The sequence below is a fragment of the Vicinamibacterales bacterium genome, assembly GCA_036496585.1.
Classification (GTDB): Bacteria; Acidobacteriota; Vicinamibacteria; order Vicinamibacterales; family 2-12-FULL-66-21; genus JAICSD01.
In genome coordinates this window covers 23,374-49,923 of the sequence record DASXLB010000021.1, presented here as the reverse complement: position 1 = coordinate 49,923, position 26,550 = coordinate 23,374, and the positions used below count along the sequence as shown (strand labels likewise).

The 26,550-nt window shown below is 68.1% G+C and carries 22 protein-coding genes; 17 read left to right on the top strand and 5 right to left on the bottom strand.

Annotated elements, in window-relative coordinates:
* Window positions 1-10: 10 nt before the first annotated feature.
* The 11 genes from VGI12_06545 to VGI12_06495 are packed head-to-tail and all read left to right on the top strand — an operon-like array spanning window position 11 to window position 13,171.
* Window positions 11-1,252: a hypothetical protein gene (locus VGI12_06545; GenBank protein HEY2432316.1), complete on the top strand. Its 1,242-nt coding sequence runs from the start codon at window positions 11-13 to the stop codon at window positions 1,250-1,252.
* Entirely contained in the window at window positions 1,252-2,712 is a 1,461-nt protein-coding gene (locus VGI12_06540; protein ID HEY2432315.1) for a GNVR domain-containing protein, read from the top strand. The genes VGI12_06545 and VGI12_06540 overlap by 1 nt, the downstream gene beginning before the upstream one ends.
* 10 nt (window positions 2,713-2,722) lie before the next feature.
* Window positions 2,723-3,586: a CpsD/CapB family tyrosine-protein kinase gene (locus VGI12_06535; GenBank protein HEY2432314.1), complete on the top strand. Its 864-nt coding sequence runs from the start codon at window positions 2,723-2,725 to the stop codon at window positions 3,584-3,586.
* A gap of 21 nt (window positions 3,587-3,607) precedes the next feature.
* Entirely contained in the window at window positions 3,608-4,984 is a 1,377-nt protein-coding gene (locus tag VGI12_06530) for a TIGR03013 family XrtA/PEP-CTERM system glycosyltransferase (protein ID HEY2432313.1), read from the top strand.
* Window positions 4,981-6,537, top strand: a complete 1,557-nt coding sequence (locus tag VGI12_06525) for an oligosaccharide flippase family protein (protein ID HEY2432312.1) — start codon at window positions 4,981-4,983, stop codon at window positions 6,535-6,537. Before VGI12_06530 ends, VGI12_06525 begins: the two co-directional genes overlap by 4 nt.
* Before the next feature lie 5 nt (window positions 6,538-6,542).
* A complete protein-coding gene (locus VGI12_06520; GenBank protein ID HEY2432311.1) occupies window positions 6,543-7,292 on the top strand; it encodes a phosphocholine cytidylyltransferase family protein in 750 nt (249 codons plus the stop codon).
* Window positions 7,293-7,318: 26 nt separating this feature from the next.
* Window positions 7,319-8,377, top strand: a complete 1,059-nt coding sequence (locus VGI12_06515) for a gluconeogenesis factor YvcK family protein (protein ID HEY2432310.1) — start codon at window positions 7,319-7,321, stop codon at window positions 8,375-8,377.
* 3 nt (window positions 8,378-8,380) lie between these two features.
* On the top strand, window positions 8,381-9,703 hold the full coding sequence (locus tag VGI12_06510) for an XrtA/PEP-CTERM system-associated ATPase (GenBank protein HEY2432309.1): 1,323 nt from the start codon (window positions 8,381-8,383) through the stop codon (window positions 9,701-9,703).
* 10 nt (window positions 9,704-9,713) lie between these two features.
* On the top strand, window positions 9,714-11,078 hold the full coding sequence (locus VGI12_06505; protein HEY2432308.1) for a nucleotide sugar dehydrogenase: 1,365 nt from the start codon (window positions 9,714-9,716) through the stop codon (window positions 11,076-11,078).
* Between the two features lie 24 nt (window positions 11,079-11,102).
* Entirely contained in the window at window positions 11,103-12,227 is a 1,125-nt protein-coding gene (locus VGI12_06500) for a glycosyltransferase family 2 protein (GenBank protein ID HEY2432307.1), read from the top strand.
* A complete protein-coding gene (locus VGI12_06495; GenBank protein HEY2432306.1) occupies window positions 12,224-13,171 on the top strand; it encodes a glycosyltransferase family 2 protein in 948 nt (315 codons plus the stop codon). The genes VGI12_06500 and VGI12_06495 overlap by 4 nt, the downstream gene beginning before the upstream one ends.
* On the opposite strand, the gene VGI12_06490 is transcribed toward VGI12_06495, so the two are convergent.
* From VGI12_06490 to VGI12_06475, 4 genes are read right to left on the bottom strand one after another with little or no spacing between them, the layout of a single operon-like run.
* Window positions 13,168-15,399 (bottom strand): HAD-IIIC family phosphatase, encoded by a 2,232-nt coding sequence (locus VGI12_06490; protein ID HEY2432305.1) that lies wholly within the window; start codon window positions 15,397-15,399, stop codon window positions 13,168-13,170. The genes VGI12_06495 and VGI12_06490 overlap by 4 nt on opposite strands.
* Entirely contained in the window at window positions 15,396-16,370 is a 975-nt protein-coding gene (locus VGI12_06485; GenBank protein HEY2432304.1) for a hypothetical protein, read from the bottom strand. Before VGI12_06485 ends, VGI12_06490 begins: the two co-directional genes overlap by 4 nt.
* Window positions 16,363-17,412: a polysaccharide deacetylase family protein gene (locus tag VGI12_06480; GenBank protein ID HEY2432303.1), complete on the bottom strand. Its 1,050-nt coding sequence runs from the start codon at window positions 17,410-17,412 to the stop codon at window positions 16,363-16,365. Before VGI12_06480 ends, VGI12_06485 begins: the two co-directional genes overlap by 8 nt.
* Before the next feature lie 5 nt (window positions 17,413-17,417).
* On the bottom strand, window positions 17,418-17,657 hold the full coding sequence (locus VGI12_06475; protein ID HEY2432302.1) for a hypothetical protein: 240 nt from the start codon (window positions 17,655-17,657) through the stop codon (window positions 17,418-17,420).
* A gap of 237 nt (window positions 17,658-17,894) precedes the next feature.
* Here VGI12_06475 and VGI12_06470 point away from each other — a divergent pair, with 237 nt between their 5' ends.
* The 6 genes from VGI12_06470 to VGI12_06445 are packed head-to-tail and all read left to right on the top strand — an operon-like array spanning window position 17,895 to window position 24,627.
* Window positions 17,895-19,325, top strand: coding sequence for an O-antigen ligase family protein (locus tag VGI12_06470; protein HEY2432301.1), 1,431 nt, complete (start codon window positions 17,895-17,897; stop codon window positions 19,323-19,325).
* Window positions 19,322-20,491 (top strand): CDP-glycerol glycerophosphotransferase family protein, encoded by a 1,170-nt coding sequence (locus VGI12_06465; GenBank protein ID HEY2432300.1) that lies wholly within the window; start codon window positions 19,322-19,324, stop codon window positions 20,489-20,491. Before VGI12_06470 ends, VGI12_06465 begins: the two co-directional genes overlap by 4 nt.
* Entirely contained in the window at window positions 20,479-21,441 is a 963-nt protein-coding gene (locus tag VGI12_06460) for a glycosyltransferase (protein HEY2432299.1), read from the top strand. Before VGI12_06465 ends, VGI12_06460 begins: the two co-directional genes overlap by 13 nt.
* A gap of 5 nt (window positions 21,442-21,446) precedes the next feature.
* The gene (locus VGI12_06455; GenBank protein ID HEY2432298.1) at window positions 21,447-22,400 is read left to right on the top strand and encodes a glycosyltransferase; all 954 of its coding nucleotides are present in this window, start codon (window positions 21,447-21,449) and stop codon (window positions 22,398-22,400) included.
* Window positions 22,397-23,605 carry a CDP-glycerol glycerophosphotransferase family protein gene (locus tag VGI12_06450; GenBank protein HEY2432297.1) on the top strand — a complete coding sequence of 403 codons (1,209 nt, stop codon included), beginning with the start codon at window positions 22,397-22,399 and terminating at the stop codon, window positions 23,603-23,605. Before VGI12_06455 ends, VGI12_06450 begins: the two co-directional genes overlap by 4 nt.
* A complete protein-coding gene (locus VGI12_06445) occupies window positions 23,602-24,627 on the top strand; it encodes a glycosyltransferase (protein HEY2432296.1) in 1,026 nt (341 codons plus the stop codon). The genes VGI12_06450 and VGI12_06445 overlap by 4 nt, the downstream gene beginning before the upstream one ends.
* On the opposite strand, the gene VGI12_06440 is transcribed toward VGI12_06445, so the two are convergent.
* Complete coding sequence (locus tag VGI12_06440) at window positions 24,578-26,392, bottom strand: endonuclease/exonuclease/phosphatase family protein (GenBank protein HEY2432295.1); 1,815 nt, start codon at window positions 26,390-26,392, stop codon at window positions 24,578-24,580. The two genes, VGI12_06445 and VGI12_06440, sit on opposite strands and share 50 nt — an antisense overlap.
* Window positions 26,393-26,550 lie beyond the last annotated feature (158 nt).

Here is a 26,550-nt window from a genome sequence, read left to right as displayed (position 1 = left end):
GCAGGACGCGATGCCGACCAACTGCCCTCTTCAGACGTTCGCCGCCGCCGCGCTGCTGGCGCTGGCGGCAGCCGCCCCGGCCGCGGCGCAACAGGAGCCGCTCGCGGAGCTGCCGTCCTGGCGCGTACCCGGCTGGTCGTTCACGCCGGGAGTGACGATCGGCGGGCAGTTTGACAGCAACGTCGCGATCGCGCAGGCCGAGCTGCCAGGCGGCAGCCCCGCGTCGGACACGCTTGCGACGCTGCAGCCCTCAGGTCAGCTCGAGTTCTACGACTCGCGAACCAGCTTCTCGACCGGATACGACGGCACCTTCCGGCACTACTTCGAGCTCACCGATCTCGACGGCACCGACCAGCGCGCCTATCTCGACCTGCGGCGGATGCTCAACCGGCGCGTGACGTTCGTGGCCAAAGAAAACTACATGCGCGTGCCGACGACCGACCTGCTGCCGTTGAACGGCGTGCCCTTCCAGCGCACCGGCTCCCGCTACAACGACGCCGCGGCCGGCATCGAGGCGCGTCTGACCCGCACGCTCGATTTCAGCGCCGGGTATGAAGGCACCTGGGTCGATTTCGTGCGCAAGGACACGCCGCTCACCGGCGGCACCGTCAACGGCATGCACGCCAGCCTGGCGAACCGGTTCAGCGGCCGGTCGTCCATCGGAGTCGAGGGCGGAGTTCGCGTCGCGCATCTCAGCGAAGGGACCGTCGGCTTCGAGACCGTGCCGGTGACCCTGCTGTTCGAGGACGTCGGCGCGCTCTACAACTATCGCCCTGGGCCGCAGACCGAGATCGAAGCGGCGCTGGGATTTTCCCATCTCGACGACCGTACCCGCGGCATCACCCGCAACGGTCCCTACGTCCGCGCAGGGATCACGCATCACGCCGAACGGGCCACGCTCGGGAGCTCGTACGAACGCAGCTACGTCCCGTCGCTGACCTTCGGCGGCACCAACCAGAGCGAAGAGCTGCGTGGCTACGTGCAGATGCCGCTGACCCGCAACCGCTTCTACGTGCAGGAGTCGGCGGCGTGGCGCCGCACCAATCCGTTCGTCGCCGGTGAACTGCCCCTCGATTCGCTCTGGTTCGACACGCTCGGCGGCTACGCGATCGGCCGATCGCTCCGCGTCGAGGGCTACTGGATTTTCACGCGTCAGGAGACCCGGCTCGCCGAGCACCTGACCACCGGCCTCATCACCCGTCACGTCATCGGCGCGCAGATCGTCATCTCTGAACCTATGAGGATTCGCTAATGGAGCAGCAGTCGTTTCATCCCCTCGACTACATGGCGGCGGTGAAGCGCCGCAAGTGGTGGTTCGTCGTGCCGCTGGCCGCCTGTGTGGCGCTCGGCGGCGCGATCCTGCTGGTGTGGCCGAAGACATATCTGTCGCGGGTCGCGCTCGGCGTGCAATCGCCCAGCGTCTCCGGCGATTTGCTACGCGGCGTCAGCTCGATGGATCCGGTCGACCGGCAGCGCGCCATCCAGCAACAGCTGCTCAGTCCGGAGGTGCTCGATCGCGTCATCGGCGAGGAGCAGATCGACCCGAAGCACAACCGCGAGCAGGTCGCCGCCCGGCTGCGTGACGACCTGGCGAAGAACATCGAGGTTCCCCCCACCATCGGGCTGAACGGCCGGCCGGATCCGACGCGCGGCATCGAGATGTTCTACCTCGGGGTCACCGACGCCTCGGCCGAGCGGGCGCAGCGGATCGCCAACCGCGTCGCCCAGGTGTTCGTCGACGAGAACCTCAAGGCGCAGAGGGCGCGCGCGGAGAACTCGGCCGACGTCCTGGCGCAGCAGGCCGGCGAATCGCAGGCGCGCCTCACCGACCTCGACAATCGGATGCGAACGAAGAAGCAGGGATTCATCGGCCGGCTGCCGGAGCAGATCCCGGCCAACGTCCAGATGGTCAACGGCGCGCGCCAGCAGTTCGAGTCGGTTTCGATCCAGATCCGCGCGCAGCAGGACGGGCTGACCCTGATCGACGGGCAGATCCAGGCGATGCAGCAGGGCGCCGGAGTCGAGGGGATGACCGCCTCCGCGCTCGCCGCGAGCCAGGCGGCGCAGAAGCACGTCGACGATCTGCAGGCGCAGCTCGCTTCCGACCGCGCGCTCGGCTATACCGACAAGCATCCTGACGTCACCCGCCTGCAGGAGGAGATCAAGGTCGCCAAGGCGGATGTCGCGGCCTCGAAGGTCGACCAGCCCTCCAACCGCGACGAGCTGCTGAAGTCCGACCCGCTCTATCGCCAGAAAGTGCAGGAGCGCGACATGGCGCGGATCCACCTGAAAGAGCTGCAGGACGCGGCGCGGAACGCGAGCGCCCAGATCAGCTCCTATCAGAGCCGGGTCGAGTCCGCGCCGATGGTCGAGCAGGAGCTGACCTCGCTGCAGCGTGACTACGATCTCGAGAAGGCCCGCTACGCTGATCTGAACACGCGGCTGCAGGCCGCCCGGCTTGCCGAAGACCTCGCGAAGAAGCAGGGAGGGGAGCGCTTCAGCATCCTCTACCCCGCCGACTATCCCAAACAGCCGATCGATCCGCAGCCGCTCAAGGTGATGGGCCTGGCGCTCGCGCTCGGTTTCGTGCTGGGCGCCGGCGCAGCGCTCGGACGCGAGTTCCTCGACCGCTCCGTCTACGACTCGCGCGCGCTGCAGAACGAATTCGAAGTACCGGTACTTGGCGAGATTCCGCGGATCACCGCCGCCTGAGGAGACGACTATGAGCCGCATACAGGAGATTCTCAAGAAAGCCGAGCGGGACGGCGCCGTCCACCGCACGCGCGCCCTCGGGGCCGACCTTCCCACGGCCGGCACGTCAGGAGCTGGCGCCGCCGCGCTGGCGATGCCGATGCACGCGATGTCCACCTCGGCGCCGGCGGTCGAACCCGTCGAGGCAACGCCGGTTGCGGTGCGCCTCGATCACCGCCTCGTCTCGGCCCTGGCGCCGCAGTCGCCCGCGGCCGAGCAGTACCGGTCGCTGCGGACGCGCATCAAGAACGCCGAGCACGGACGGACGCTGCGTTCGATCGTCGTCACCAGCCCCAATAAGGGGGACGGCAAGAGCCTCACCGCCGCCAACCTCGCGCTGGCGATGGCGCAGGACTTCCAGCAGCGAGTGCTGCTCGTCGACGGCGACCTGCGGCGGCCGGCCATCCATCACCTCTTCGGTATATCCGACTCGCCGGGCCTGGCCGATGTGCTGACCGGCGCAGCTTCGCTCGACGACGCCCTGGTTGCGGTGGCGGACCACCACCTGTCGGTGCTGCCCTCTGGGCCGACCTCGTCGCATCCGGCAGAGCTGCTTGGCTCGATCGCGATGCGGCGGACGCTGGATGCGCTTCGTACGCGTTACGACCGGATCATCATCGACATGCCGCCGGTGGCGCCGCTGGCCGACGTGTCGATCGCGCTGGGGATGGTCGACGGCTTGCTGATGATCGTTCGTGCCGGCGTGACGCCCAAGCCGGCCATCGAACGCGCCCTCGCCGGCCTCGATACCAACAAGGTGGTCGGCCTCGTGCTCAACGATGCCGGCGACGGCGCCTCGTCCTACCTCGGCGGCTATCACTACGTCGCCGGGTAGACGATCGCGGGGAGCGTAGATATGCAGCTGTTCAACCGATACGTCTCGACTCGCAGTTTGACGGTGTTCGCGGGCGAGCTGCTGCTCATCTTCGGATCGGTCGCGCTGGCGGCGCTCTTTCAGAACACGCCCGATCTGACGGCGAACCTCTGGAAGGTTGCGCTGGTGACGCTGATCTGCCAGCTCTGTCTTTACTACAACGATTTCTACGACCTGACGATCGTCCATTCCAACCGCGAGCTGATCGTGCGGCTCCTGCAGGCGGCCGGCGCCGCCTCGATCGTGCTCGCGGCCCTCTACTTCTTCCTGCCCGGTCTGATGATCGGCGACGGCATCTTCGTCTCGGCGCTGTTCGTCTTCCTGATCGCCATTCTGGGCTGGCGTCTGGCCTTCAACGGGGTGACCGGATCGCTGCGGCTCGACGAAGAGCGTGTGCTGTTCGTGGGCACCGGCGAGACCGCCCGCAAGGTGGCGCGGCAGATTCTCGATCAGCACGCTTTTGCTTACCGCGTAGTCGGCTTCATCGACGACGACGCCTCGCGGATCGGCGAACGCATCGTCAATCCGGCGATTATCGGGACGCCGGGCGACATCGATCGGCTCGTCGCCGAGCAGCACATCGATCGCATCGTGGTCGGTCTGTCGGATCGCCGCGGCAAGCTTCCGCTCGAGGAACTGCTGCGCGCCAAGATGGCCGGGGTGCGGGTCGAGGACGCGACCACCACCTACGAACGTGTCACCGGCAAGATCCTGCTCGACGACCTGCGCCCGTCGTGGCTGATTTTCTCGGACGGCTTCCGCGTCTCTCGCCTGACCCGTTTGATGAAGCGCAGCATCGACCTGACGCTCTCGCTCGGCATGGCCGTCCTGGCCCTGCCGCTGATGGCCGGCACCGCCCTGCTGGTGTGGCTCGACGATGGCCGACCGGTGTTCTACCGGCAGGAGCGCGTCGGCGAGAACGGCCGCCTCTTCGTGCTCTCGAAGTTCCGCTCGATGCGCAAGGACGCCGAACAGGGCGGCCAGCCGATCTGGGCTCGCGACGGCGACGACCGCGTCACGCGCGTCGGCGGCTTTCTCCGCAAGACCCGTCTCGACGAGCTGCCGCAGCTGTGGAACGTGATCCGCGGCGACATGAGCTTTGTCGGGCCCCGTCCTGAGCGGCCGTTCTTCGTCGCCCAGCTCTCGCAGGCCATTCCCTTCTACCAGCAGCGCCATGCGGTGAAGCCGGGCCTCACCGGCTGGGCCCAAGTGAAGTATCGCTACGGCGCATCGCTCGAAGATGCGATGGAAAAGCTGCGCTACGACCTCTACTACATCAAGCACCTGTCGATCATCTTCGACCTGACCATCGTCTTCGACACCGTCAAGGTGGTGCTCTTCCGGAAGGGTGCGGCGTGACCGGATCGGGCTGGAGCGAAGATCGCCCGCTGCAGACAATCGCCCGCAACGTGGCGACGCGCTATCTCTCGGTCGCGGCCGAGATGGCGACCGGGCTCGTGACGCTGCCCTTCAACCTCCATCATCTCGGCGCCGAGGCCTACGGGCTGTGGATGCTGACCGCCGGCGTCACCATCCACTTCTCGATCCTCGACCTCGGATACGGCGGCGCGATGGTCAAGTTCATCGCGCAATATCGCGCGTTCAAGGACGCGCGCGCCCTCAACGAAATCGCCAGCACGCTGTTCTTCCTGTTCGCCGCCTTTGGCGTGCTCGCCTATCTGGTCACGATCGGCCTCGCGTTCAACCTCGAGCACGTCTTCCGGATCAGCCACGCGCAAGCCGAAGTCGGCAAGTGGATTCTGTTGATCATCGGCGTCAACGTCGCGATCAACTTCCCGTTCTCGGTCTACGGCGGGGTGACGAGCGGATTCCAGCGCTACGACGTCAACAACATGGTCGCGATCCTCAGCAACGTGCTGGTGGCCGCCGTCAACGTCGCGGTCGTGCTGCTCGGCTACGGGCTGATCCCGCTCGTGGCGGCGACCTCGCTCGTGCGCTTCGTGACCTACTTCGCCTACCGGCGCAACGCCTACCGGGTCTACCCCGCGCTCGACATCCGACCGCGCCTGTTCCGCCGCAACCGGCTGCGCGAGGTGACCGGATTCAGCGTCTACTCGTCGGTCATCGACTGGGCCAACAAGCTCAACTACGAGCTCGACGAGCTGGTAATCGGCGTGTTCATGGGCGCGGCGCCGGTGGCGGCGTGGGCCGTTGCCGACCGTATCATTTCCGGCACGCAACGCCTGACCAACCAGGGAAACGCGGTGCTCTTCCCCGTCGTGGTCGATGCCGATGCGACACGGCAGGTCGGCCGTCTCCAGCAGGTGATGATCGAGGGCACGCGCCTGTCGCTGGCCACGGTGCTGCCGATCGCGGTCGTGTTGATCGTGCTCGCCCATCCGCTGGTCAACGCGTGGGTGGGCGTCAGGATGCTCGTGGCGGCGCCGGTGATCCAGATTCTCGCGGTGGCCGTGGCGCTGCGCGTCGGCAACGCGACGAGCACGACGGTGCTCAAGGGGGCGGGCGCGGTCCGCCGCGTCGCAGTCGTGAATATCATCACCGGCCTGGTCAACCTCGCGATGAGCGCCGCGCTCGTCCGGAGACTCGGCCTGGTCGGCGTCGCGTTCGGGACCGTGATCCCGGTGGCGGCGGCCTCGATCTTCGTGCTGTTTCCCGACGCGTGCCGCCGCGTCGATCTGCCGGTCCTGGAAGCCGTGCGGCGGTCGGTCTGGCCCGCCGCGTGGCCGGCCGTCGTCACCGGCCTGGCGCTGGAAGCGCTGCAGCCCTACCTGACGGGCGGACTGCTCGGGATCGCGGTCGGCAGCGCCTTCAGCGCCGTGCTCTACGTCGCCTTGTTCGTGATCGCAGTCGGCCGGCGCGATCGCGAGCAGTACACCGCCCGGCTACGGGAGCTCGTCGGCCGGAAGCGCACGCTCGTGCCGGCTGCCTGATCTATATGCGTGGAATCATTCTCGCCGCCGGCCGAGGTTCGCGACTGAATGGAACAGCAGGCGACAAGCCCAAGTGCCTGGTACGCGCCGGCGGCCTGACACTCGTCGAGCGTCAGGTCCGCGCGCTCCGGCGCGCCGGTATCGACGACATCGTGGTCGTGGTCGGCTGCCAGGCCGATCGTGTACGGCAGAGCTTGGGGCCAGGCGTCCGGTATGTCGAAAATTTCCGGTTCTTGGAAACCAACAGTCTCTATTCATTGTGGACGGCACGAGCTCTGCTCTACGAGGGATTCGTGGTGCTGAATTGTGACGTGCTCTTCCATCCTTCGCTGCTGGATGCGTTGCTGGCTACCCACAATGACGCCGCGTTGCTCATTGAGTATCGCGATCGGCTCTCCGAAACGCCGTACGGCGACGAAGAGATGAAGGTCACGGTTCGCGACGGGCTCGTCGTCGACATGTCCAAGACGATGGATCCGGCCGACGCCGACGGCGAGAACCTGGGCATCGTGAAGTTCGGTCCGGCGACCGCGCCGGCGCTGGTCGGCGTGCTCGACCAGATCGTCGCCGACGGCGGCCTCCGCGACTGGGCGCCGAAGGCGTTCCGTGAGTTCGCCCAGCACTGGCCCCTGCAGGCCGTCGCCGCCAACGGCTATCCCTGGATCGAGATCGACTTCCCGGAAGACTTCCAGCGGGCGGTTCGAGAGGTGCTGCCGGCGATCGAGTCAGCGCGCGCGCAGGAGGACGTGGCGTAGTGTTGTCGCGCCTCTCCGCTCCATCCGTGCCGCGTCTCGAGCCACGCCCCAGCCGGACACCGCGAATCGTCGCGGTCGGTGGGGGCACCGGGCTGCCCAACGTCCTGCGCGGCCTCCGGCCGCTGCTCTATCCCAACGGCGTCACGGAGGCGAACCGCGACCGTCTCGTCGCCGTTGTCGCGACGTCTGACGATGGCGGCAGCTCCGGACGGCTGCGCGAGCAGTTCAACATCCTGCCGCCGGGCGATATCCGCAACTGTCTCGCGGCGCTGGCCGACGACGAATCGCAGATGGCGGAAATGTTCCAGTACCGCTTCGCCAGCGGCGACGGCCTCACGGGGCATGCCGTCGGCAACCTGATGCTGGCCGCGCTGGCCGACGTGACGCACGATTTTGCGCTCGCCGTCGAGACGGCGTCGCGGATGTTGGGGGCGTGTGGCGTCGTGCTGCCCGCGACCTCGGAGCTCGTGACGCTGGTCGCCGAGTTCAGCGACGGGCGGGTGTTGAGCGGCGAGACCTCGATCGCACGGGCCGGCGGCACGATCGCGCGCCTCGGTCTCCTGCCGCAGCAGCCGCTCCCGTCGGCGAGGGTCGTCGACGCCATCGCGCGGGCCGACGCCGTCGTCGTCGGGCCCGGCAGCCTGTATACGAGCATCCTGCCGCCGCTGCTGGTGCCGCAGGTGGCCGACGCGATCTGCGCCTCGCGGGGCGTGCGGATTCTGGTCGCCAATCTGATGACCGAGGCGGGCGAAACGGACAACTTCAGCGTGCTCGATCACCTGTTGACGCTCGAGCGGCACCTCGGACGACAGCTGTTCGACTGCGTGATCTACAACACCTCGCCGGTCCCCGAGCCGCTGGCGACGCGTTACCAGGACCGCCGCGCGGCGCCGATCGTGACTGGCGCCTTCGAGTTGAGCGCGCTGGATCGGTTCGGCGTGCGAGCGATCGGCGTGCCGCTGGCGTCGGAGCACCCGCAGGGGAAGATTCGCCACAACCCGGACAGGGTCGCGGCGACGGTGACGGCGCTTGCGGCCGGCAAGCTCGGCGCGTGGCGCCCGCGCGCCGAGGTCGGAGGACTCTAAGCAATGTACGAACGGTTCTATCAGCTGCGCGAACGGCCGTTCGCGCTCAGTCCCGACCCGGAGTACCTCTACCCGAGCCGCGTCCACCAGGAGGCGCTCGACTACCTGCGCTACGGACTCGAGAGCCAGGCCGGGTTCATGGTGATTACCGGCGAGATCGGCTCCGGCAAGACCACGCTGCTGCAGACACTGCTGCGCAACGTGGATCCCGGCACCACGGTGGCCCGCATCGTCAACACGATGCTCGAGCCGCGCGAGCTGCTCGAGACGATCATGATCGACTTCGGCCTCGACCCGGCCGGGCGGAGCAAACCGCTGCTGCTGCGCGATCTGTCGCAGTATCTCGTCGACCAGCGGCTCGCCGGCCGCAACGTGCTGGTGGTGATCGACGAAGCGCAGAATCTCAGCCTCGCGGCGCTCGAGGAGCTGCGGATGCTCTCCAACCTCGAGACCGAGAAGTCGAAGCTGCTGCAGATCGTGCTCGTCGGCCAGCCGAACCTGCGCGACAAACTGGCCGCGCCGGAGCTGGAACAGCTGCGGCAGCGGATTACGGTCAGCTATCACCTGCCGCCGCTCGATCCGGAAGAGACGTGGCGCTACGTGAACCACCGGCTCCACCGCGCCGCGCTGGGGCCGCCGCTGCAGTTCCCGCGCGACGCCACCGACCTGGTGCACGCGCGGAGCCGCGGCGTGCCGAGGATCATCAACGTGATCTGCGACGCGGCGCTGGTGTTCGGCTACGCGGAGGAGCGGCGGACCTTCGACGTCCCCACCATCCGTGACGTGCTCGTCGAACTGGAAGCGACTGGCGTCCTGCCCTCGCCCGCGGCCGCACCGACGCCGCTGGCGCCGGCGACAGCGGCGCTGGCGCCGGTGGCTGCGACAGCCGCGCCGACGCCGATGACTGCGACAGCCGCGCTGACGCCGGCGACTGCGACAGCGGCGCTGGCGCCGGCGAATGCGACCCAGGCGCTGGCGCCGGTGACTGCGACAGCTGCCCTGGCGCCGGTGGCTGCCAGCGCGCCGATGGTGGCTGGTCCCGTGGCGCGCGCCGCGGCGGCCGAGTCTCGAGCGGTCGGTGAAGCGGTGGCGGCGCGTGCCGTCGCGCTCGACGAGCGCGAGCGGCTGCTGCGCCAGCGCGAACACGAACTCGCCGAACAGCGGCGTGTGCTTGCCGAAGAATATCGTCTGATGCGTGCCCGCACCTCCTTCCCCTCACCGGAGCATCCGTCCACGGCGGCCGCGCCAGCGCGCTTTGACCTGGCGCCGCGCCAGGGCGTCTGGCGGCGGCTGAAACGGATTATGCTGGGGGTTTCACCTTCCTAGGAGTTTGTTGATGGCTGCGTCAGTGGAAATGCTTCGTGACAGGATCCGTTCGCGCCGTGCGCGCACCGGTGTCGTTGGACTCGGCTACGTCGGACTGCCGCTGGCGGTCGAGCTCGCCAAGGCGGGGTTCCATGCCACGGGCATCGATCTCGACGATCGCAAGGTGCAGGCGGTCAACGACGGCCGGTCGTACATTCCCGACGTCTCCACAGCCGACGTGCAGGCGCTGCACGCCAAGGGGCTGCTCGACGCGACCACCGACTTCTCGGTCGTCAGGGACCTCGACACGATCAACATCTGCGTGCCGACGCCACTGCGCAAGACGAAGGACCCGGACATGTCCTACATCGTCTCGGCGGTCGAAGGCATCGCCAAGCACCTCCATCCGGGCATGCTCATCGTGCTCGAATCGACCACCTATCCCGGCACCACCGACGAAGTCGTGCAGCCGATGCTCGAGGCGACCGGTCTGAAGGCGGGGGTCGACTTCTTCCTGGCGTTCTCCCCCGAGCGCGTCGATCCCGGCAACCCGACGTTCCAGACGCACAACGTGCCGAAGGTGGTTGGCGGCTTCACGCCCAACTGCTCGATGTTGGCCGCGGAGCTCTACGGAACAGCGATTCAGACGATCGTGCCGGTCAGCTCCACTCGCGTCGCCGAGATGGTCAAGTTGCTCGAGAACACGTTCCGGGCGGTCAACATCGGCCTGGTCAACGAGCTGGCGCTGATGTGCGATCGCATGAACATCGACGTCTGGGAAGTCGTCGACGCGGCGAGGACCAAGCCGTTCGGGTTCATGGCGTTCTATCCCGGGCCGGGCCTCGGGGGCCACTGCATTCCGATCGACCCGTTCTATCTGTCGTGGAAGGCCAAGCAAACCGGCTTCGATCCGCGATTCATCGAACTCGCCGGCCACATCAACGGCGGCATGCCTCACTACGTCGTCGACAAGGTGGCAGAGGCCTTGAATACACGACGCAAAGCAGTGAACGGCTCGAACGTACTCGTGGCGGGTGTCGCCTACAAGCGCGACATCGACGACATGCGCGAATCGCCCGCGATGGACGTCCTCGGGCTGCTGTTCGCTCGCGGCGCAAAGGTGTCCTACGCCGACCCGTATGTTCCGGTGGTGCACGGCCGCGAGTGGCCGGGCGGCCACGATATCACCGCCGTCGACCTGGTCCGGGGACAAATCCGGCAGTACGACTGCGTCGTGATCGTCACTGATCACAAGGTGTTCGACTATCAGGCGCTCGTCGACGAAGCCGATCTGATCGTCGACACGCGCAACGCCATCAAGACGCGGCATTCACATGTCTTCCGGCTTGGCTCGCCCCAGGCCGCACACGCTCCGGAGGGGAAGGTCGTCGCCTGACGTACGGCGCGCCGCCGATGTTCCATGCTCGTGGTGTTCTGGATTTCGGCGGCCCTCGTGGCCTACGTCTATGCCGGCTACCCGGTCCTGCTCGCGCTCTGGGCGCGTGTCGCGGAACGGCGCCCACGCCGGGCGCCGTTCGCCGACGGCAACTGGCCGGCGATTTCGGTCGTCATCGCAGCTCGTAACGAAGCGCCACGGCTTGCCGCGCGCGTCGAGAATCTGATCGCGCAGCGCTATCCCGGCCCGATCCAGATCATCGTCGTCTCGGACGGATCCACGGACGATCCGGCCGCGGCGCTGCGCCGATTCGGTCCGGCGGTAACCCTGATCGAGCTGCCCTCCGGGGGAAAGCCTGCCGCGCTCAACGCCGGCGTGGGGAAGGCAGCCGGCGAGGTCCTGGTCTTTGCCGACGCGCGGCAGCGGTTTGCGCCGGGCGCCCTGACGGCGCTCGTCGAGAACTTCTCGGATCCGGGCGTCGGCGGCGCGACCGGCGAGCTGGTCCTCGACTGCGAGCTGGAGACGCCCGACACCGAGGCGGGCGAGGGCGTCGGCCTCTACTGGAGATACGAGAAGTGGCTGCGCCGGAATGAGAGCCGGGTGTGGTCCACCCTCGGTGCGACCGGTGCGATCTACGCCCTGCGCCGCGCCTGCTGGAGTCCCCTGCCGGAGACGACGCTGCTCGACGACGTGCTGGCGCCGATGCGCGCGGTTCTCAACGGCTGCCGCATCGTCTTCGACGATCGGGCGGTGGCGTACGATCGCGCCTCGACCGACACCGCCGACGAAGCGCGCCGCAAGAAGCGCACCCTGGCAGGCAACTACCAGATTCTCGCCCAGGAGCCGCGGCTGCTTCTGCCCTTCGCCAATCCGGTGTGGCTGCAGTACGTGTCGCACAAGGTCGGCCGGCTGATCGTTCCATGGGCGCTGCTCGCCCTGCTTGGCGCCAGCCTGGGCCTGGCGCACGGGAACCTGCCGTTCACGGCAGCGCTCGGCGTGCAGATGCTGGTGTACGGACTGGCGATCTCGGGCGGAATGCTCCATGCGCGCGAGCGGTTCAGCCGGGTGGCGCTCACCTTCGTGATGCTGAACCTGTCGGCGATCGCCGGGCTGGCCGCGCTCAGGCGCGGCCGCGAGGTCTGGCGGTGACCACCGTCAGCGTCATCATGCCGGCCTTCAACGTCGAGCCGTTCGTCGGCGCGGCGCTCGGCTCGGCGCTGTCGCAGACGTTCGACGACTTCGAAGTGATCGTCGTGGACGATGGCTCCGATGACGGCACCGCGGCGGCCGTGACGTCTGTCGCCGGCTCCGACCGACGGGTAAGGCTGGTCCGCCAGGCGAACCGCGGACTCGCGGGGGCGCGCAACACCGCCATGCGTGCGGCGCGAGGCGAGTACTTCGCGCTGCTGGACAGCGACGACCTCTGGGAGCCGGACTTCCTGGCCGCGCAGATGGACGTGCTGCGATCGGATCCCGGTGTGGCGATCGTCACCGGCAATGCCTGGTATCTCGGCGGCGTCAGTGACGGTCAGCCGGCGCGCCCGTGCCCCGACAGCCGTCCGGAACCGAACCTGGCGTCGATCATCGCCGACGAATGGTCGATCTTCATCATGTCGGTGATGCGCCGGGACGTCTACGCGGCGATCGGCGCGTTCGACGAGTCGATGCGCAGCAACGAGGACTACGACTTCTGGCTGCGCGCCGCGCTCGCCGGCTTCCGCTTCGTCCGCAACGATCGGCCGCTCGGCCGCTACCGAGTGCGGCCCGAGAGCTTGTCGGCCGACCACGCGCGCATGCTGCGCGGCATCCTCACCGTGTATAGGAAGCTGCGCGCCGCGCTGGCGGGACGCCCCTACGAGCTGGCGGTCCTCGAGGCGCAGACCACGCGCTTCGAAGCCGAGCTGCTGGCCGCCGAGGCCGGCATGGCGCTCGATGCGTCAGACTTCGAGGCGGCGCGGGCACATCTGTCCGCCCTGCACGCGCGGCGCGGAGGCGCCGCTCTCGCGATCGCACGTGTCCTCGCGCGATGGTCGCCCCGCGTGCTGAAGCAGATGCGAAAGCTGAAGGGCGTCAGCAGGAAACCGGTGAGCTAGCGCGCGCCTCGCAAGGGCGCGGCGGTGCTCTTCGGGTCAGCCGCGCTGTCGGCCGCAAGTTCGGCTCCGACGTGCGCGATGGCGCCTCCGAGCGGTGCCGTCACACCAGCCAGCAGGAGCTCATAGGTCGCACCGTCACCGCTGACATCTACGCTTTCGAATCCCAGTCGGGGATAGAGATCCGCAACCAGCCCGTTCTTCTCGGTTCGGATATACCGGCCGCGGAGGCGTGACACGCCCGCGGCTTTGGCGGCGTCGATGACACGATCCAGCATGAACCGTTCGACGTCGCGGCGCAGCACCCGACAGCTCATCAGCCACGTGTCGATCTCCCAGCAGCCCGACTCGCCCGGCGTCGCGAAAATCGCGCCGATAGTGCCGTAGTCGCCGAACCGGTCCGCCAGAGTGACCACACCCGTCCACCCTGCCGCGGCGATCTGCCGCACCTCGGCGTGCGTGCGGCGTCGGGTTGTCAGATTGAACTGGTTCGTCTTGTTGGTGAGCTGGGTGACCCTGTCGATGTTGGCGTCGTGGACCGGTTCGCACGAGGCGCGCATGTGCAGACCCGCCAGGAACTCCTCCATGCTGCCGGCGGCGCCACGCTCTTCCTGCCGCGCCTGTTCGGCGCGGTACGATTCACTACGCCGGCGATCCTCGGCAGACCACGCCAGCACGGGAAAGTAGCGGCCGGCGTCGAGCGCCGTCACGTATCCGAACACCGACGCGCCCAGCTCGGGGACCGCGACCTCCGGAAGCTGCTCGCGCACCCAGGCGCGCTCGAACGGGTTGTCGTCGAGGAATACCAGACTGTCGAGGCCGACGCCGATCTCGGAGGCGATACGACGCAGGTTGGTGGCCTTGTCCTCCCAGTTCGCCAGGAATACGGTGAAGTCGTCGATGCCGAGGATCATGCCGCGCTTCTCGAGGAACGGCGCCCGGGCATCCGCGGCGTCGTTCTTCGAGCACACCGCGAGGACGATGCCGCGGTCTTTCAGCTCACGCAGGTATCTCTGCAGGTCCGCGTAAGCATCCCCTTCGGCCGAGCCCGGTCCAATCCGGATGCCCGCCAGACCATCCTCGCCGACGATCCCCTTCCAGAGCGTGTTGTCGAGATCGCAGACCACGACCTTCCGCGAGAGTCCGAGGGCACCCCGGACATGGGCCATCTGCTCCTCGGCAAGCTCCGGCAGCGCTTCCGCTGACGGATGCTGGCGCGCCAGGTACCACAACCGCGGATTGGACCAGCGTTCAGCACCCACTCGCCGCGCGACCAGACCCGTGTCGAGCATCGACACGCCGGCCGGCGCGGCCTCGGCGAGCGCGAGATTGACGCGCTGGATAAGGCGCGCCCGTCCTCCCGCCAGGTGCGTCGAGAGCAGGCCGGCACTGTCGGCCGACGGCAGGTCGAAGAGATGCTGCACGACATGGCAGTCGAACGCGCCGTGGAGACGGGACCAGAGAGCCCGGTATTCGTCCACGACCGCCGGCACGGCTGCGGCGGCAGAATCGTCTGCCGCGATCGCCGCGAGGTTGAGGTCGCGCCAGTGGGGTGCGATCACCACGATGGTCGGCCTGAAAGCCGCCAGTCCTTCAGCGGGTTCAAGAATCTCCTGCCGGAACGCGCCGAACGCCCCCTCGTGGAATTCGGCCGAGATCCGGTCGCGCACGCAGAGCGCGCGCAGGATCGGGATCAGCAGGCCCGTGGTCGTGCTGCCGAGCACGGCGATACGCGCCTGCCGCACAGCACGCGGTTGGTGGGCCGTCACCTCGCGGACGATGGCCTGGGTTCGCGCGAAAAAGGTGTACGACGGGTGGGTGTCGAGGGCCCGCCGCAGCTGACAGGCCGCGCCGCCCCAATCCCCCACCGCTGCCTGCGATCGGGCGTATTCGGCCGCCAGGAACGGATCCGCGTCTGTGGCGCGCTGGAAGAATTCGCTCCAGTGGCGAACCGCTCGATCGTGCTGTCCGGTGAGCGCGGCGCACGTGGCGCGCAGATAGCTGACCGTTGCTGACGCCGGCAGGCCGGTCAGCCACGCGTCGACCGCCGCCTGCGGCGGGCCGTCAGCGGCGGTGACCTGTTCGAGCACCGCGTCGGCGAGCCGCCGCGCGAACGGCGGATCGATCGCCGCGCAGATGTCGCGCGCCGCCTCGAGACGCTCGGCGTGAGCGAGCGGCGCGAGCCGCGCCGCGATTTCGGCGGCATCCGGCCTGCGGGCCGCCGCGCTCATGCGCGCGCCTCCGCCAACGGGGCTTCACGGTCCTCGCCCGCCTCTGCGTCGATCAGATCGGGTCGCTGCTCCGCCCACCCCAGCATCGCGCTACGCGGCCAGATCACCAGCGCCTCGGTCGGAATGAACGTGCCGTTGTCATACGCCCGCTGTCGCTCAGGGCTCCGGTGGAGCACGCCGCACGTCGGATCGGCCGGACCCAGCGGAAACACATGACCGCCGTTCTGCAGAAACACCTCATTCACCCATCGCAGGTGCGGGCTGACGGCGAACGTATCGGGGGAGTGGAACCACGAGGCAGTCATGAACCCTCGGATCGACGGCTGCCGCGTCATCGACCGCGCCATCCGGTGATACGAACGCAGCGATTCGCGTTCGAGCAGCATGCCTTGATTCGGGCGGTGCGGATCGAGATGGCTGACGAACATGGGCGCGAAGCCACCGAGCTCGAGCCCGATGACCTTCAGCAGCTTCGGCAACCTCGCGCGGGCCACGCTGAGAAGCCGCGATCGCGGCACGCCCGACATCACCCAGTCGAGTTGGCCCGCCGGGAAGCGCGTCAGCGAGGCAATGCGGCACATCGCCACGAACGACGCGTCGCCGACCTGCACCGATTGCGGCGATCCCGCCGCGTACGAGCTGAACTTCTTGTAGAAGAGCTGTCGGACTCGCGCGTCGACCGGAAGCTGCGCGACCCGGTCGACCGATCTGAGCGCGGTCGCCACGACCAGGAAGCGCTCGAACATTCCGTCGCCCACCGGCAATCCCTGCCGCGCCAGCTGCTCGCGCAGCTCGCACAGCTGCGGAAGCGCCCGCGCGAATTCCTCGACGCGGGGGACGAGCGCGAGCGCGCGGCCGATTGGCAGCGATCCGCTCTGCGCCGCGTCGAGCAGCGGCCGCAGCTCACGGTCCTCCTTCAGCGCGAGGCGGCAGGCGTTGCGGGCGCTCTCAGGCGTCGGTACTTCAGACATACGTGTAACCGCGGGGACGCGCCATCAACGAGGAGGCCCCCGAGATCCAACCCTCGAACTCGAGCGCCGTCTGGCTCGCTGAGTCGACGAACCGCGGCAGCAGCAGCGGGTTCGAGCGAGGGGTTGCCAGCCCAGGGTCGCAGGTGGTGGCCGAACAGACGCGCGATTCCGCCAGCCAGCCGACGTAGGGCGGTCGGTAGATGCCCATCGGATAGCAGAAATGCACCGGCACCGCCGCAGCCGACGAGGTCAAACGGCTGATGACGTCCCGGTTCACCGCGATTTCCTCGACGAACGCGTCCTTGATGACCGGAGATGCGTGGGTGTGCGTGTGCAGCTGGAAATCGACGCCGAGCTGCGCCATGTGCCGCACTTCGTCGGGGTTCATCAGGTGCAGCAGCCGGCGCTCGCGGAGGCCCTGCCAGTCGACGCCGACGAGGCCGGCAAGGCGCTCCAGCAGCCTGTTCATCTGTTCGGGTGTCAGCTGGCGGCGCTCGGCGAAGCCGACAATCGCATCGACGCCGGTGGCCCGCCCCTCGGCCGTCCGCAGATCCAGCGACAGCGGCCGATCGATCAGATCCGTCGTGTCGATCGTGCGGCCGCGCCCTTTCCACAGGAAGTAGGACACCGTCGGCGGAAACACCGGGCCATCGTGCTCGCAGCGCAGCGTGGTCAGGTAAACGGTCGCCGGCATGTTGAAGCGCCGGAGCACCGGGTAGGCGCCAGCCATGAAGTCGTAGAAGCCGTCGTCGAACGTGATCGCGACGCTGCGCTCGGGCAGGGTGCTGGAGTACAACCGCTCGACTGCCTGCCCGAGCGGCAGCACGTTGCAGCGCGCCCGCTGCAGCGCGGCGAGCCGTTCCTCGAGCACGTCGACCGGCATGTAGAGGTCCGGGTTCCATTCGTGCTCGTCGTAGCGGGCGATCCCGTGGTAGCCGACGATCAGCAGGCGCTGATGGCGCCAATGGCTGTTCAGCAGCCGCTGCTCGAGACCCGACCAGCGCAGCGCTCGCAGTGCCTGTCGCTTGACGCGTCGCAGCATGCCCGTTACGAGCCCGCCAGGACGCCGTGACGATCCAGGATGGCGACCAGCTCGCCGATCGAGCGGTACTCGAGGAGCTCGTCTTCCGCCTCGAGGCCGAACTCGCTGAACAGAATCGTCAAGATGGTCACGTCCATCAGCGACGACCACCCGGGAACGCTTTCGCGTGTGTCGGTGAGTTGGAGTTGTCCCGGCGGGACGCCCAGTGTGTCTTCGAGCGTCCGCATCAACTGCGTGCGCGTCATGGAAGTTGCGAAACCCTGCCCGTGTGTTGGTTCGATGCCCATATAGATGCTGCTCAGCCGCCGCCGCAGTCACCGCAAAGGGCGTTCCAACTTCGACAGCAAGACGTTTGGATAATGGTCGAAGTTGGAACGAGGTTTGCGCTTGAGGCGGTACGTCGTGAAATGGTTTTCAGCATTCTGCGAAGGTGCCGGTCGTGATGAGTAGGAAACTGCTCACATCAGGCGAATGGATGCCCAATGAGTGAAGAGCGGCTCGCATTCGGAGCCGGCTTGCGAGTCGGCTCGAGTGTCACGCGCGGCGAATGGTCGGAGCCGGCGGCGGCCGTGCCAACGGTCCAGGCGGCCCCGGGCGACGAACGGGCGTTCACCCTTCTCCTCTTGTTCACCGCGGTCCTGTTCCTGAGGCCGCAGGACATCCTGCCTCCGCTCGAGCTCCTCCATTTGGCCGAGCTCACCGCCGTCTGCGGACTTGTCGCGCTCGTCGTCGGTCGGCTGGCGCGCCGCCAGCCGATCACCCGGATGACCCCTGAGTTCGCGGCAGTCTTGGCGTTCGGCGCCGTGATCCTCGCCACCGCGCCATTCTCGCTCTGGACTGGCGGGTCGATCGCCGTCTTCACCGATCTCTACGCCAAAGTCATCCTCATTTATCTGCTCGCCGTCAACGCGATTGCGTCACCGAAGCGGCTCGAGCGCCTCACCTGGGTGCTCATCCTCGTAGTCGGCTACGTCGGGTTCCGCGCGATGCTCGACTACGTCCGGGGAGTCAATCTCGTCGGCAACGGGACGCGCGTGCAGGGATCGGTGGGCGGGATCATGCAGAACCCGAACGACCTGGCGCTCAACATGGTCGCGTTCGTGCCGCTGGCGGTGCTGTTCGCGTCGGAAGGCCGGACGCTGGCGCGCCGCCTGATCGGCGGCGTCTGCGCGCTGGGGATGGTCGGCGCGATTGTCGCGTCCGGCTCCCGCGGCGGCTCCCTCGGACTGGCGGCGATGCTGGTGGTCCTCGGCATCTTTCAGCTGCGGCGACGTCCCGGCGTGGTGATCGCCGCGGTGCTGGCGCTGATGTGCGCGCTGCCGGTGCTGCCGGCCGGCTACTGGCGCCGGATCGCGAGCATCACCGATCACAGCAAAGACGACTTCGGCTCGGCCGAGGCCCGCGAAACGCTGATGCACGAATCGCTGCAGGCGTATCTCGAGAATCCGGTGGTCGGCGTCGGCGCCGGCGAGTTCAAGGACTGGAACAACGACAAGCGCGAACAGGCCTGGCACGAGAGCCACAACGTCTGGCTGCAGGTCGGCGCCGAGCTCGGATCCGTGGGGCTGGCGGTGTTCCTCTTCATGGTGGCACGCGCCTTCGTCGCGGTGTACCAGACGCGGCGTCTGCTGCGAGGCCGCGGGCAGCGGGGAGCCGCCCCACCGCAGATGAGGCCGGAAGACGTTGCCTGGATCGACGAGCACTCCGCCGCCATGGCGGCGTCACTCACCGGATGGCTGGTCTGCGCATTTTTTGCGTCGGTCGCCTACAACTGGACGTTCTACTACCTGCTGGCGCTCGCGGCGACGCCGCGCGACATGCTGCGGGCCGCGATGCCGGTGCCGGCGCGTGCCCGTCGCGCCACGCGGCCGGCCCGGCTGACGCTCGCCCGCGGCCGGGAGGCACAGGCGTGAGCCGATCGATGGTCGGCGGGCTGCGCCGGCTGGATCGCGCGATCGGACGCCGCTCGGGACGACGCCGCATCCTGATCGACGCGCGGACGCCCGTCAACTTCACGATGGTGGCGCCGATCTATCGCGCGATGAGCGCCGATCCGCGCCTCGCGTTCTCGTTCACGGCCAGCGAGGACCCGCATCTGCTCGCGGACATCTATCACGAGGCGCCAGGGGTGACGCTCGTCCCGACCGGCCGCGCCCGGTTCATGCGCTTCGACGCCTACGTCGCGTCGGATTTCATGTGGCAGTCGCTGCCGCGCGGCACCTGCCGCATCATGACCTTCCACGGCGTCGGCGGCAAGTACGGATTCGACGCCCTGACCGAGTCGATGCGCATGTGGGATCGGATCTTCTTCGCCAACCACCGCCGCCTGCGCAATTTCATCGCGTCCGGCGCGATCGACGCCGACAGCCCGGCCGTCCGCATGGTCGGCCTGCCGAAGACCGACGCACTTGTCGACGGGACGTGGACACGCGAAGGAGTGCTGGCGACGCTCGGCCTCGAGCCGGCGCTGCCGACGATCCTCTACGCCCCCACCTGGTCGCCGGCCTCGTCGCTCAACGCGATGGGGCTCGACCTGATCCAGCGGATCGTGACGGCCTGGTCCGGCTCGGTCAACCTGATCGTCAAACTGCACGACCGGTCGCGCGATCTGCGGACCCGCTATTCGGGAGGCGTCGACTGGGCGGCGGCCATCGCGCCGCTCCTGCGCGGCCGCACCGGCGTCGTCGCGCCCGGGCACGACATCACGCCCTATCTGGTCGCCGCCGACGTGATGGTCACCGACCACAGCTCGGCGGGATTCGAGTTCCTGCTGCGCGACCGGCCGATCGTCCGCATCGATCGCCCGGAGCTCATCGCATCAGCCAACATTCATCCCGACTACGTGGCGCTCCTCGCGTCGGTGTCGGAATCGGTCTCCTCGTCGAGCGCCGTTGTCGCGGCGCTCGAACGGGCGCTTTCGACGCCTGACGATCTCCGAGAGGTGCGCCGTACGGTGGCGGAGGACCTTTTCTACCGGCCCGGCGGCGCGACCGCCCGCGCCGTGCGCCAGCTCTACGAAGCGATCGAGCTCGACCCGATGCTCGCCGCGGTCGCCCAGGAGGCCGCGTGCCGGTCGTAACGGTGATCATGCCGGCTTATAACGTCGAGCCGTACGTCGGCGAGGCGATCCGTTCGGCGCTCTCGCAGAGCGCCGGCGACCTCGAAGTCGTCGTCGTCGACGATGGCTCGACCGACGGGACGGCGGCCGTCGTCGGACGGCTCGCGGCAGAGGATCCGCGCGTGCGCCTCCTGCGTCAGGGCAACCGCGGGCTCGCCGGCGCACGCAACACCGCGCTGCGCACCGGACGCGGTGAGTACTTTGCGCTGCTCGACAGCGACGACCTCTGGCAGCCCGGCTTTCTCGCCGCGCAGCTGGCGATCCTCCAGGCACGGCCCGACGTCGACATCGTCACCGGCAACGGCTGGATGATGGGCGGCGTCCGAGATGGCGAACTGGCGCGGCCATTCCCGGATTCACGGCCGGATCCCGACCTGATGTCGATTCTCGGCGACGAGCGCGCCGTCTTCATCATGACCGTGTTCCGGCGGCGGGTCTACGAGACCGTCGGCTGTTTCGACGAGTCGCTGCGCACCAACGAGGATTACGATTTCTGGCTGCGCGCCGCGGTCTCGGGCTGCCGCTTCGCCCGTAACGACGTTCCCCTCGGCCGCTACCGCATTCGCGAAGACAGCCTCTCGGCCAGCGAAATGCGCATGTTACGCGGCATCCGGCTGGTCTTCATGAAGACCCGTCCGACGATCGCCGACCGGCCGCGCGAGCTGGCCGTCCTCGATGCACAGATGGAGCGCTTCCACACCGAATGGCTCGCCGCCGAGGCGCGGGTCGCGCTCGAAAGCCGCGACTTCCGCGCCGCGCGCGAACACCTGGACCGGCTGCACGCCCGGCGCGGCGGCACCGCGATCGTCTTCGCCCGCATTCTGGCACGGGTCGCGCCGCGGACACTGGCTCGCGTCTACGGTATGCGCCGCGCCCGTGTCGCCTCGGTCTCCAGTCCGCAGCTGCCGTGAGCGCCATGACCTTCTCAGTGGTCATCGCGACCTACAACCGTGCCGCCGAACTGCGGGCCACGCTCGAGAGCCTGGCCGCGCTTCGCCCTCAGCGGACCTGGGAGGTGATCGTCGTCGACAACAATTCGACCGACGAGACGCGCGCGATCGTCGAGCATGCCGCTTCGACGTTTCCGGCTCCCCTGCGTTACGTGTTCGAACGCGAGCAGGGCCGCAGTCCGGCGCTCAACGCCGGAATCCGTCTCTCGCGGGGCGACATTGTCGTGACCACCGACGACGATGTCAGAGTCGAACGTGACTGGCTGGATCAGGCGGCCGCCGGGCTCGAGCGGCTTCGCTGTGATTTCGTCGGCGGTCGCGTGCTGCCGATCTGGGGGGCCGCGCCGCCGCCCTGGCTGTCCAGCCGCGGCGGCAAGCAGTGGGCGGTGATTGCGCTGCTCGACTACGGGCCGCGGCCGATCGAGTTCGGCGCGCGGGCGCCGCTCGGCGTCAACATGGCGTTCCGTCGGGATGCCTTCGATCGCGCCGGCTTCCTCGATCCGCACACCGGGCGCAAGGCCGGCACGCTGCTCGGCCAGGAAGTGCGCGAGTGGTGCATCCGAGCGCGCGCCGCCGGCCTGCGCGGCTTCTACGCGCCCGACCTGGTCGTCCGGCACGTCATTCCGGCCTCGCGACTGAAGAAGGCCTACTTTCGCCGCTGGTTCTACTGGCGAGGCATCAGCCGGGCGATGCTCTACGAGAAGGCGGGACTGGACATGGAAGCCCCCGAGCAGACCGTGCTCGACTTCAAATCAGTTCCTCACGTGCTGGGCGTGCCGCGCTACCTCTACCGAAAGGCGCTGGCCAGCGCCGGCGCCTGCCTGACAGCGACGGTACGCCGCGACGCGGTCTCGGCATTCGATCACGAACTGTGGGTGTGGTTCTTCGCTGGAATCCTGCGGCAGCTGGGAATGCGATGACCCGTAGCACGGCCAACCGGCCGCCGGCCCGCAGGACGCTGTTGCGCCGCCTCACGCCGGTCGTGCACCAGCTCGATCACGCCATCAGCCGGCTGTCGGCGAACCGGGAAGTGCTCGTCGAGCTGCGTACGCCCGTCTACCACGCGGTGCTCGCGCCGATCGCCGAAGCGCTCGCCGCGCAATCAGGCGTCCGCGTCTGGTACACCAGCGAACAGCCGGACCGCGTGCGCGAGCTGGTCCCCGCCGACCGGTTGCTGGCGCATCGGGACGTCGCCTGGCGACGGTTCGATCTCTATATCAACGGCGATCCGTGGGCGGCCGCGCGGCTGCGCCGCTGTGCCCGGCGGGTCAACTTCTTTCACGGCGTCGCTGGCAAATACGATCTCGACAATCCGGCAGGCCTGCCGCTCGGCTTCGAGTACTACGATCGCGTGGCGTTCATCAACCGCGATCGCATGGCGCGCTATCTGGCCGCCGGAATCGTGACGCCGCGTCAGGGGGCGCTCGTCGGCTATCCGAAGATCGATCGTCTGGCGGCGGGCGCCTACGACGCCGCCGCAGTCCGCGCGCAACTCGGTCTGGAGTCGACGCGGCCGGCCGTGCTCTACGCGCCTACCTACTCCGAAGCGTCGTCGCTGCACCTGGCGGGCGAAGAGATCGTCCGCTCGCTCGCCGCGGCGGGCTTTGCCGTGATCGTGAAGCTGCACGACCGCTCGCTCGACGCCGATCGCCGCTACACCGCCGGTGTCGACTGGCGCGCCAGGTTTGCCGCGATCATCGACGAGCTGGGACCCTCCCGGGTGGCGTTCGCCGAGGCCCCGGACGCGTCGCCCCTGCTCGCCGCGGCTGACGTGATGGTCACGGACCACAGTTCGATCGGGTTCGAGTTCCTGGTCCGCGATCGTCCGCTCGTCGTCTTCGACGCGCCCGATCTCGCGGCCGTCGCACGCATCAACGTCGAAAAAGTGGCGATGCTGCGCAGTGCCGCCACCGTCATCGCGAGCGCCGGGGAGGCTGCAGCGGCGGCGACGCGCGGCCTCGCGGAGCCGGCCGCATTGTCGCCGGTCCGCCGGCGGATCGCGTCGGCGCTGTTTCACGATGCCGGACGGGCGACCGAACGCGCAGTCGCGCTCCTGATGCCCCTGCTCCATCCTGGCGCCGCCATCCCCGTCGAATCGCCGCTGCCGCGGCAGAGCCTCACGTGACCCCGCGCCTCGACGCCACCGTGCTCATCGCCACCTACAACCGCGCGGCGTTTCTCGATCGCACGCTCGATTCGCTGCGGAACATGACCGTCGCCGCGGGCCGATCCTGGGAAGTCATCGTCGTCGACAACAATTCGACCGACGGCACACCTGCCGTGGTCGAGCGGCAGGCGCGCGATTTCCCTGTGCCTCTTCGCTATCGCCTCGAAACGCAGCAGGGACGTTCGAGCGCGCTCAACGCCGGCATCCGCGACGCCGGCGGCGCCGTCATCGCGATGACCGACGACGACGTGCGCGTCGCGCCGGGGTGGCTCGACGCCGCCTGCGAGGCGCTCCGGTCCGGCGCGGACGCCGCGTACGCCGGCGGCCCGGTCCGTCCGATGTGGGAGGCGCCGCCGCCGCGCTGGCTGGATCGCACACGCGGCGATCTCTGGGGGACGATAGCCATCCAGGATCATGGAGCCGAGACGTTCGTCTACGAGGAGCGCCGGAAGGTGCCGCTCGGCGCGAACCTGGCGGCTCGACGCGAGCTGTTCGAGGTCGCTGGGCCGTTTCGCGCCGATCTCGGCCGCACCCGCGGACGTCTGCTCCTCGGACAGGAGGTCCCCGAGCTCCTGATGCGGGCGCGAGCGGCCGGATTCCATGGCCACTACCTGCCCCGGATGGAAGTGCACCATCACATCCCCGCCGCGCGCCTGACCCGGCGCTACTTCCGGCGCTGGTGGTTCGGCAAAGGGGTATCGCGCGCCGCGCTCGAGCGTGTCCAGCCGGTCACCGAGCTCGGGCTCGATCTGCGGCGGACGCCGCATGTTCTGGGGCTGCCGCGTTACATGTATGGGAGCGCCCTGCGGGACGTCCGAGGACTCGTGCTGAACGCGCTCCGCGGCCGGGCCGCAGAGGCGTTCAGGCACGAGATGATGCTGGCGTTCTTCGCCGGCTATGCGCGGGCGCGCTGGTCGCCGGCCGATCGGCCTACTTCACCTGGAACACGGTCAGCACCGGCCGGTGGTCGCTTGGCGTGACGCCGTTGGCGTCCCGAGTGTCGTAGACCTGGGACGACACGACCGACAGGTTGCTCGAGCTCTTCGAATAGAAGATGTAGTCGATGCGGCCGTTCTTGGTCTCGCCGCTGTTCCCCGAGAATGCCACCGCGGTCCCGTTGTTCGAGGCCACCGTCCACGAGTCGTTGTACAGGGTGTTGTACTGGGCAATCGACGTCTGGTCGGGCCACGCGTTCATGTCACCCGTGAGGATCCGGTTCTCGGGCTGTGCCGCCGCAAAGCCGGTCACCTCGGTGGCCTGCACGAGCCGCAGGCTGGCGTCGTCGGGATCGAGGTGCGTCGAGATCAACGTGATCTCGCGATTGTTGACCGTGATCTCGGCGAGCGCGATGCTGCGATCGGCGTTGTGCACCAGCTCGTAGCGGTCCGACACCTGGATCGGATACGTCGACAGGATCAGGTTCCCTTTCCCAGCTGACGACCAGGCCCCGAATTCCTGCGCGAACACGTAATACCAGGTCTTCCCGGTCTTCTGCTGCAGCAGCGACCGGTAGACCTCGGGCTGATCCTGACTGCCCCACGAATCGTTCTTCTCGATTTCGTTGAACATCACCACATCGGGCTGGAACGACGCAGCCCACGTAGAGAGCCGATCCGGGCTGTAGACGTTGTCGGTGCCGTAGCCGCCGTGGTGCGTGTTCCACTGCAGAAGGCGCAGCGTGGTGCCGCCGGAACTCGGTGGATTCGACGGGGGTGGAGGCTGGCTGGGCGGGGGCGGCGTGGTCGTCGAGGTCGACGAGCTCAGGCTGGCGTTCGACACGGTCGCGCCGACGCTCCCCATGCTCGTATCGAGCACGAAGGTGCCCGACGCGGCAGCATGACTGGTGTAGACCACCGCGCTGTTGCGGTAGTAGGTCACCGTCGAGCCGCTGAGGCCAATCGAGAACACGTCGCTCGCGCTGAACGACCCCTCGGTCTTGTAGACGTTCGCCTCACGAATCTCCCAGCCGCTGCCACCAGTGAACTTGAACGCGTAGTCGATGTTGTAGCTGGTGCTGCTGCTCGTATCGTGTCCCAGGCCGACGAAGAGCGCCTGCCCCGTGCCGACGCCGAACGACACCGTGCCGCTCGTGAACGACTGCTGGCTGATACCGCCCGCGTCGAAGCACCCGCTGCAGCCGGCGTTCTTCTTCAGCGTCGAGCCCGAGACCGTGGCGTTGACCGCGTTCGTCCAGCCAATCGATCCGCCAGACGGTGTCGTCGGCGAGGTGCCGGTGGTCGTCGAGCCGCCGGTGTTTTCCGACAGGATCGTGCTGTCGTTCTTCGCCAGGCCTGGCGCGCTGCTCAGATAGTTGACCGGCGACAGCACGATCTGATCGATCGAGAGCCCGTCTTCCCGCACCTGGATGCGAATGGTCTGCGAGGTGCCGCTGAAATAGATCGGATCCGCCAGACCGCCGTATTCGTCGTCCTCCCAGCCCCAGCCGCTTTCGCCGGCGCCGCTGCTCGCTTCGAGGCTGTAGACCGCCGCCGACGAGGTGCCGATGCGATCGATCGCCGACCCGGACGCATTGACGCTACCGTTGAACTGCACGAAAACGGAGTCGTTCAGCCACGAGTCGTTCAATGCCTTGCCGCGAATCCAAAGATGGTAGGGGATGCCGGCTTGCGCCGTGAACTGCACTTCGAAATAGCTGGCTGGCGATGCCGCCGCGGTGTTCAGCTTTGCAGCGCCCGAGTCGGGGTTGGCCATGCGCATGCCGCCGGCCGCGGTAGAGTCCGTCACCCGTGACCACGCGCCCACGACAGCGGTGGCATTGCGTGCATACAAGACGATGTCAGTGCCCGCCGCTGCGGTCCGGACGCCTGCGGCGACGAGGAGGGTGGCCAGCGTGGCGGAGGCCACATTCCGAACGAGTCGTGTGTACACTTCTTTTCCTCCGG

Excerpts from the sequence above, each read along its gene's own strand:
- VGI12_06545 (HEY2432316.1), top strand. The coding sequence starts at position 11 with ATGCCGACCAACTGCCCTCTTCAGACGTTCGCCGCCGCCGCGCTGCTG.
- VGI12_06520 (HEY2432311.1), top strand. The coding sequence starts at position 6,543 with ATGCGTGGAATCATTCTCGCCGCCGGCCGAGGTTCGCGACTGAATGGA.
- VGI12_06475 (HEY2432302.1), bottom strand. The coding sequence starts at position 17,657 with ATGACGCGCACGCAGTTGATGCGGACGCTCGAAGACACACTGGGCGTC.
- VGI12_06535 (HEY2432314.1), top strand. The coding sequence starts at position 2,723 with ATGAGCCGCATACAGGAGATTCTCAAGAAAGCCGAGCGGGACGGCGCC.
- VGI12_06485 (HEY2432304.1), bottom strand. The coding sequence starts at position 16,370 with ATGTCTGAAGTACCGACGCCTGAGAGCGCCCGCAACGCCTGCCGCCTC.
- VGI12_06455 (HEY2432298.1), top strand. The coding sequence starts at position 21,447 with ATGACCTTCTCAGTGGTCATCGCGACCTACAACCGTGCCGCCGAACTG.
- VGI12_06530 (HEY2432313.1), top strand. The coding sequence starts at position 3,608 with ATGCAGCTGTTCAACCGATACGTCTCGACTCGCAGTTTGACGGTGTTC.
- VGI12_06510 (HEY2432309.1), top strand. The coding sequence starts at position 8,381 with ATGTACGAACGGTTCTATCAGCTGCGCGAACGGCCGTTCGCGCTCAGT.
- VGI12_06490 (HEY2432305.1), bottom strand. The coding sequence starts at position 15,399 with ATGAGCGCGGCGGCCCGCAGGCCGGATGCCGCCGAAATCGCGGCGCGG.
- VGI12_06500 (HEY2432307.1), top strand. The coding sequence starts at position 11,103 with ATGCTCGTGGTGTTCTGGATTTCGGCGGCCCTCGTGGCCTACGTCTAT.
- VGI12_06505 (HEY2432308.1), top strand. The coding sequence starts at position 9,714 with ATGGCTGCGTCAGTGGAAATGCTTCGTGACAGGATCCGTTCGCGCCGT.
- VGI12_06540 (HEY2432315.1), top strand. The coding sequence starts at position 1,252 with ATGGAGCAGCAGTCGTTTCATCCCCTCGACTACATGGCGGCGGTGAAG.
- VGI12_06480 (HEY2432303.1), bottom strand. The coding sequence starts at position 17,412 with ATGCTGCGACGCGTCAAGCGACAGGCACTGCGAGCGCTGCGCTGGTCG.
- VGI12_06470 (HEY2432301.1), top strand. The coding sequence starts at position 17,895 with ATGAGTGAAGAGCGGCTCGCATTCGGAGCCGGCTTGCGAGTCGGCTCG.
- VGI12_06450 (HEY2432297.1), top strand. The coding sequence starts at position 22,397 with ATGACCCGTAGCACGGCCAACCGGCCGCCGGCCCGCAGGACGCTGTTG.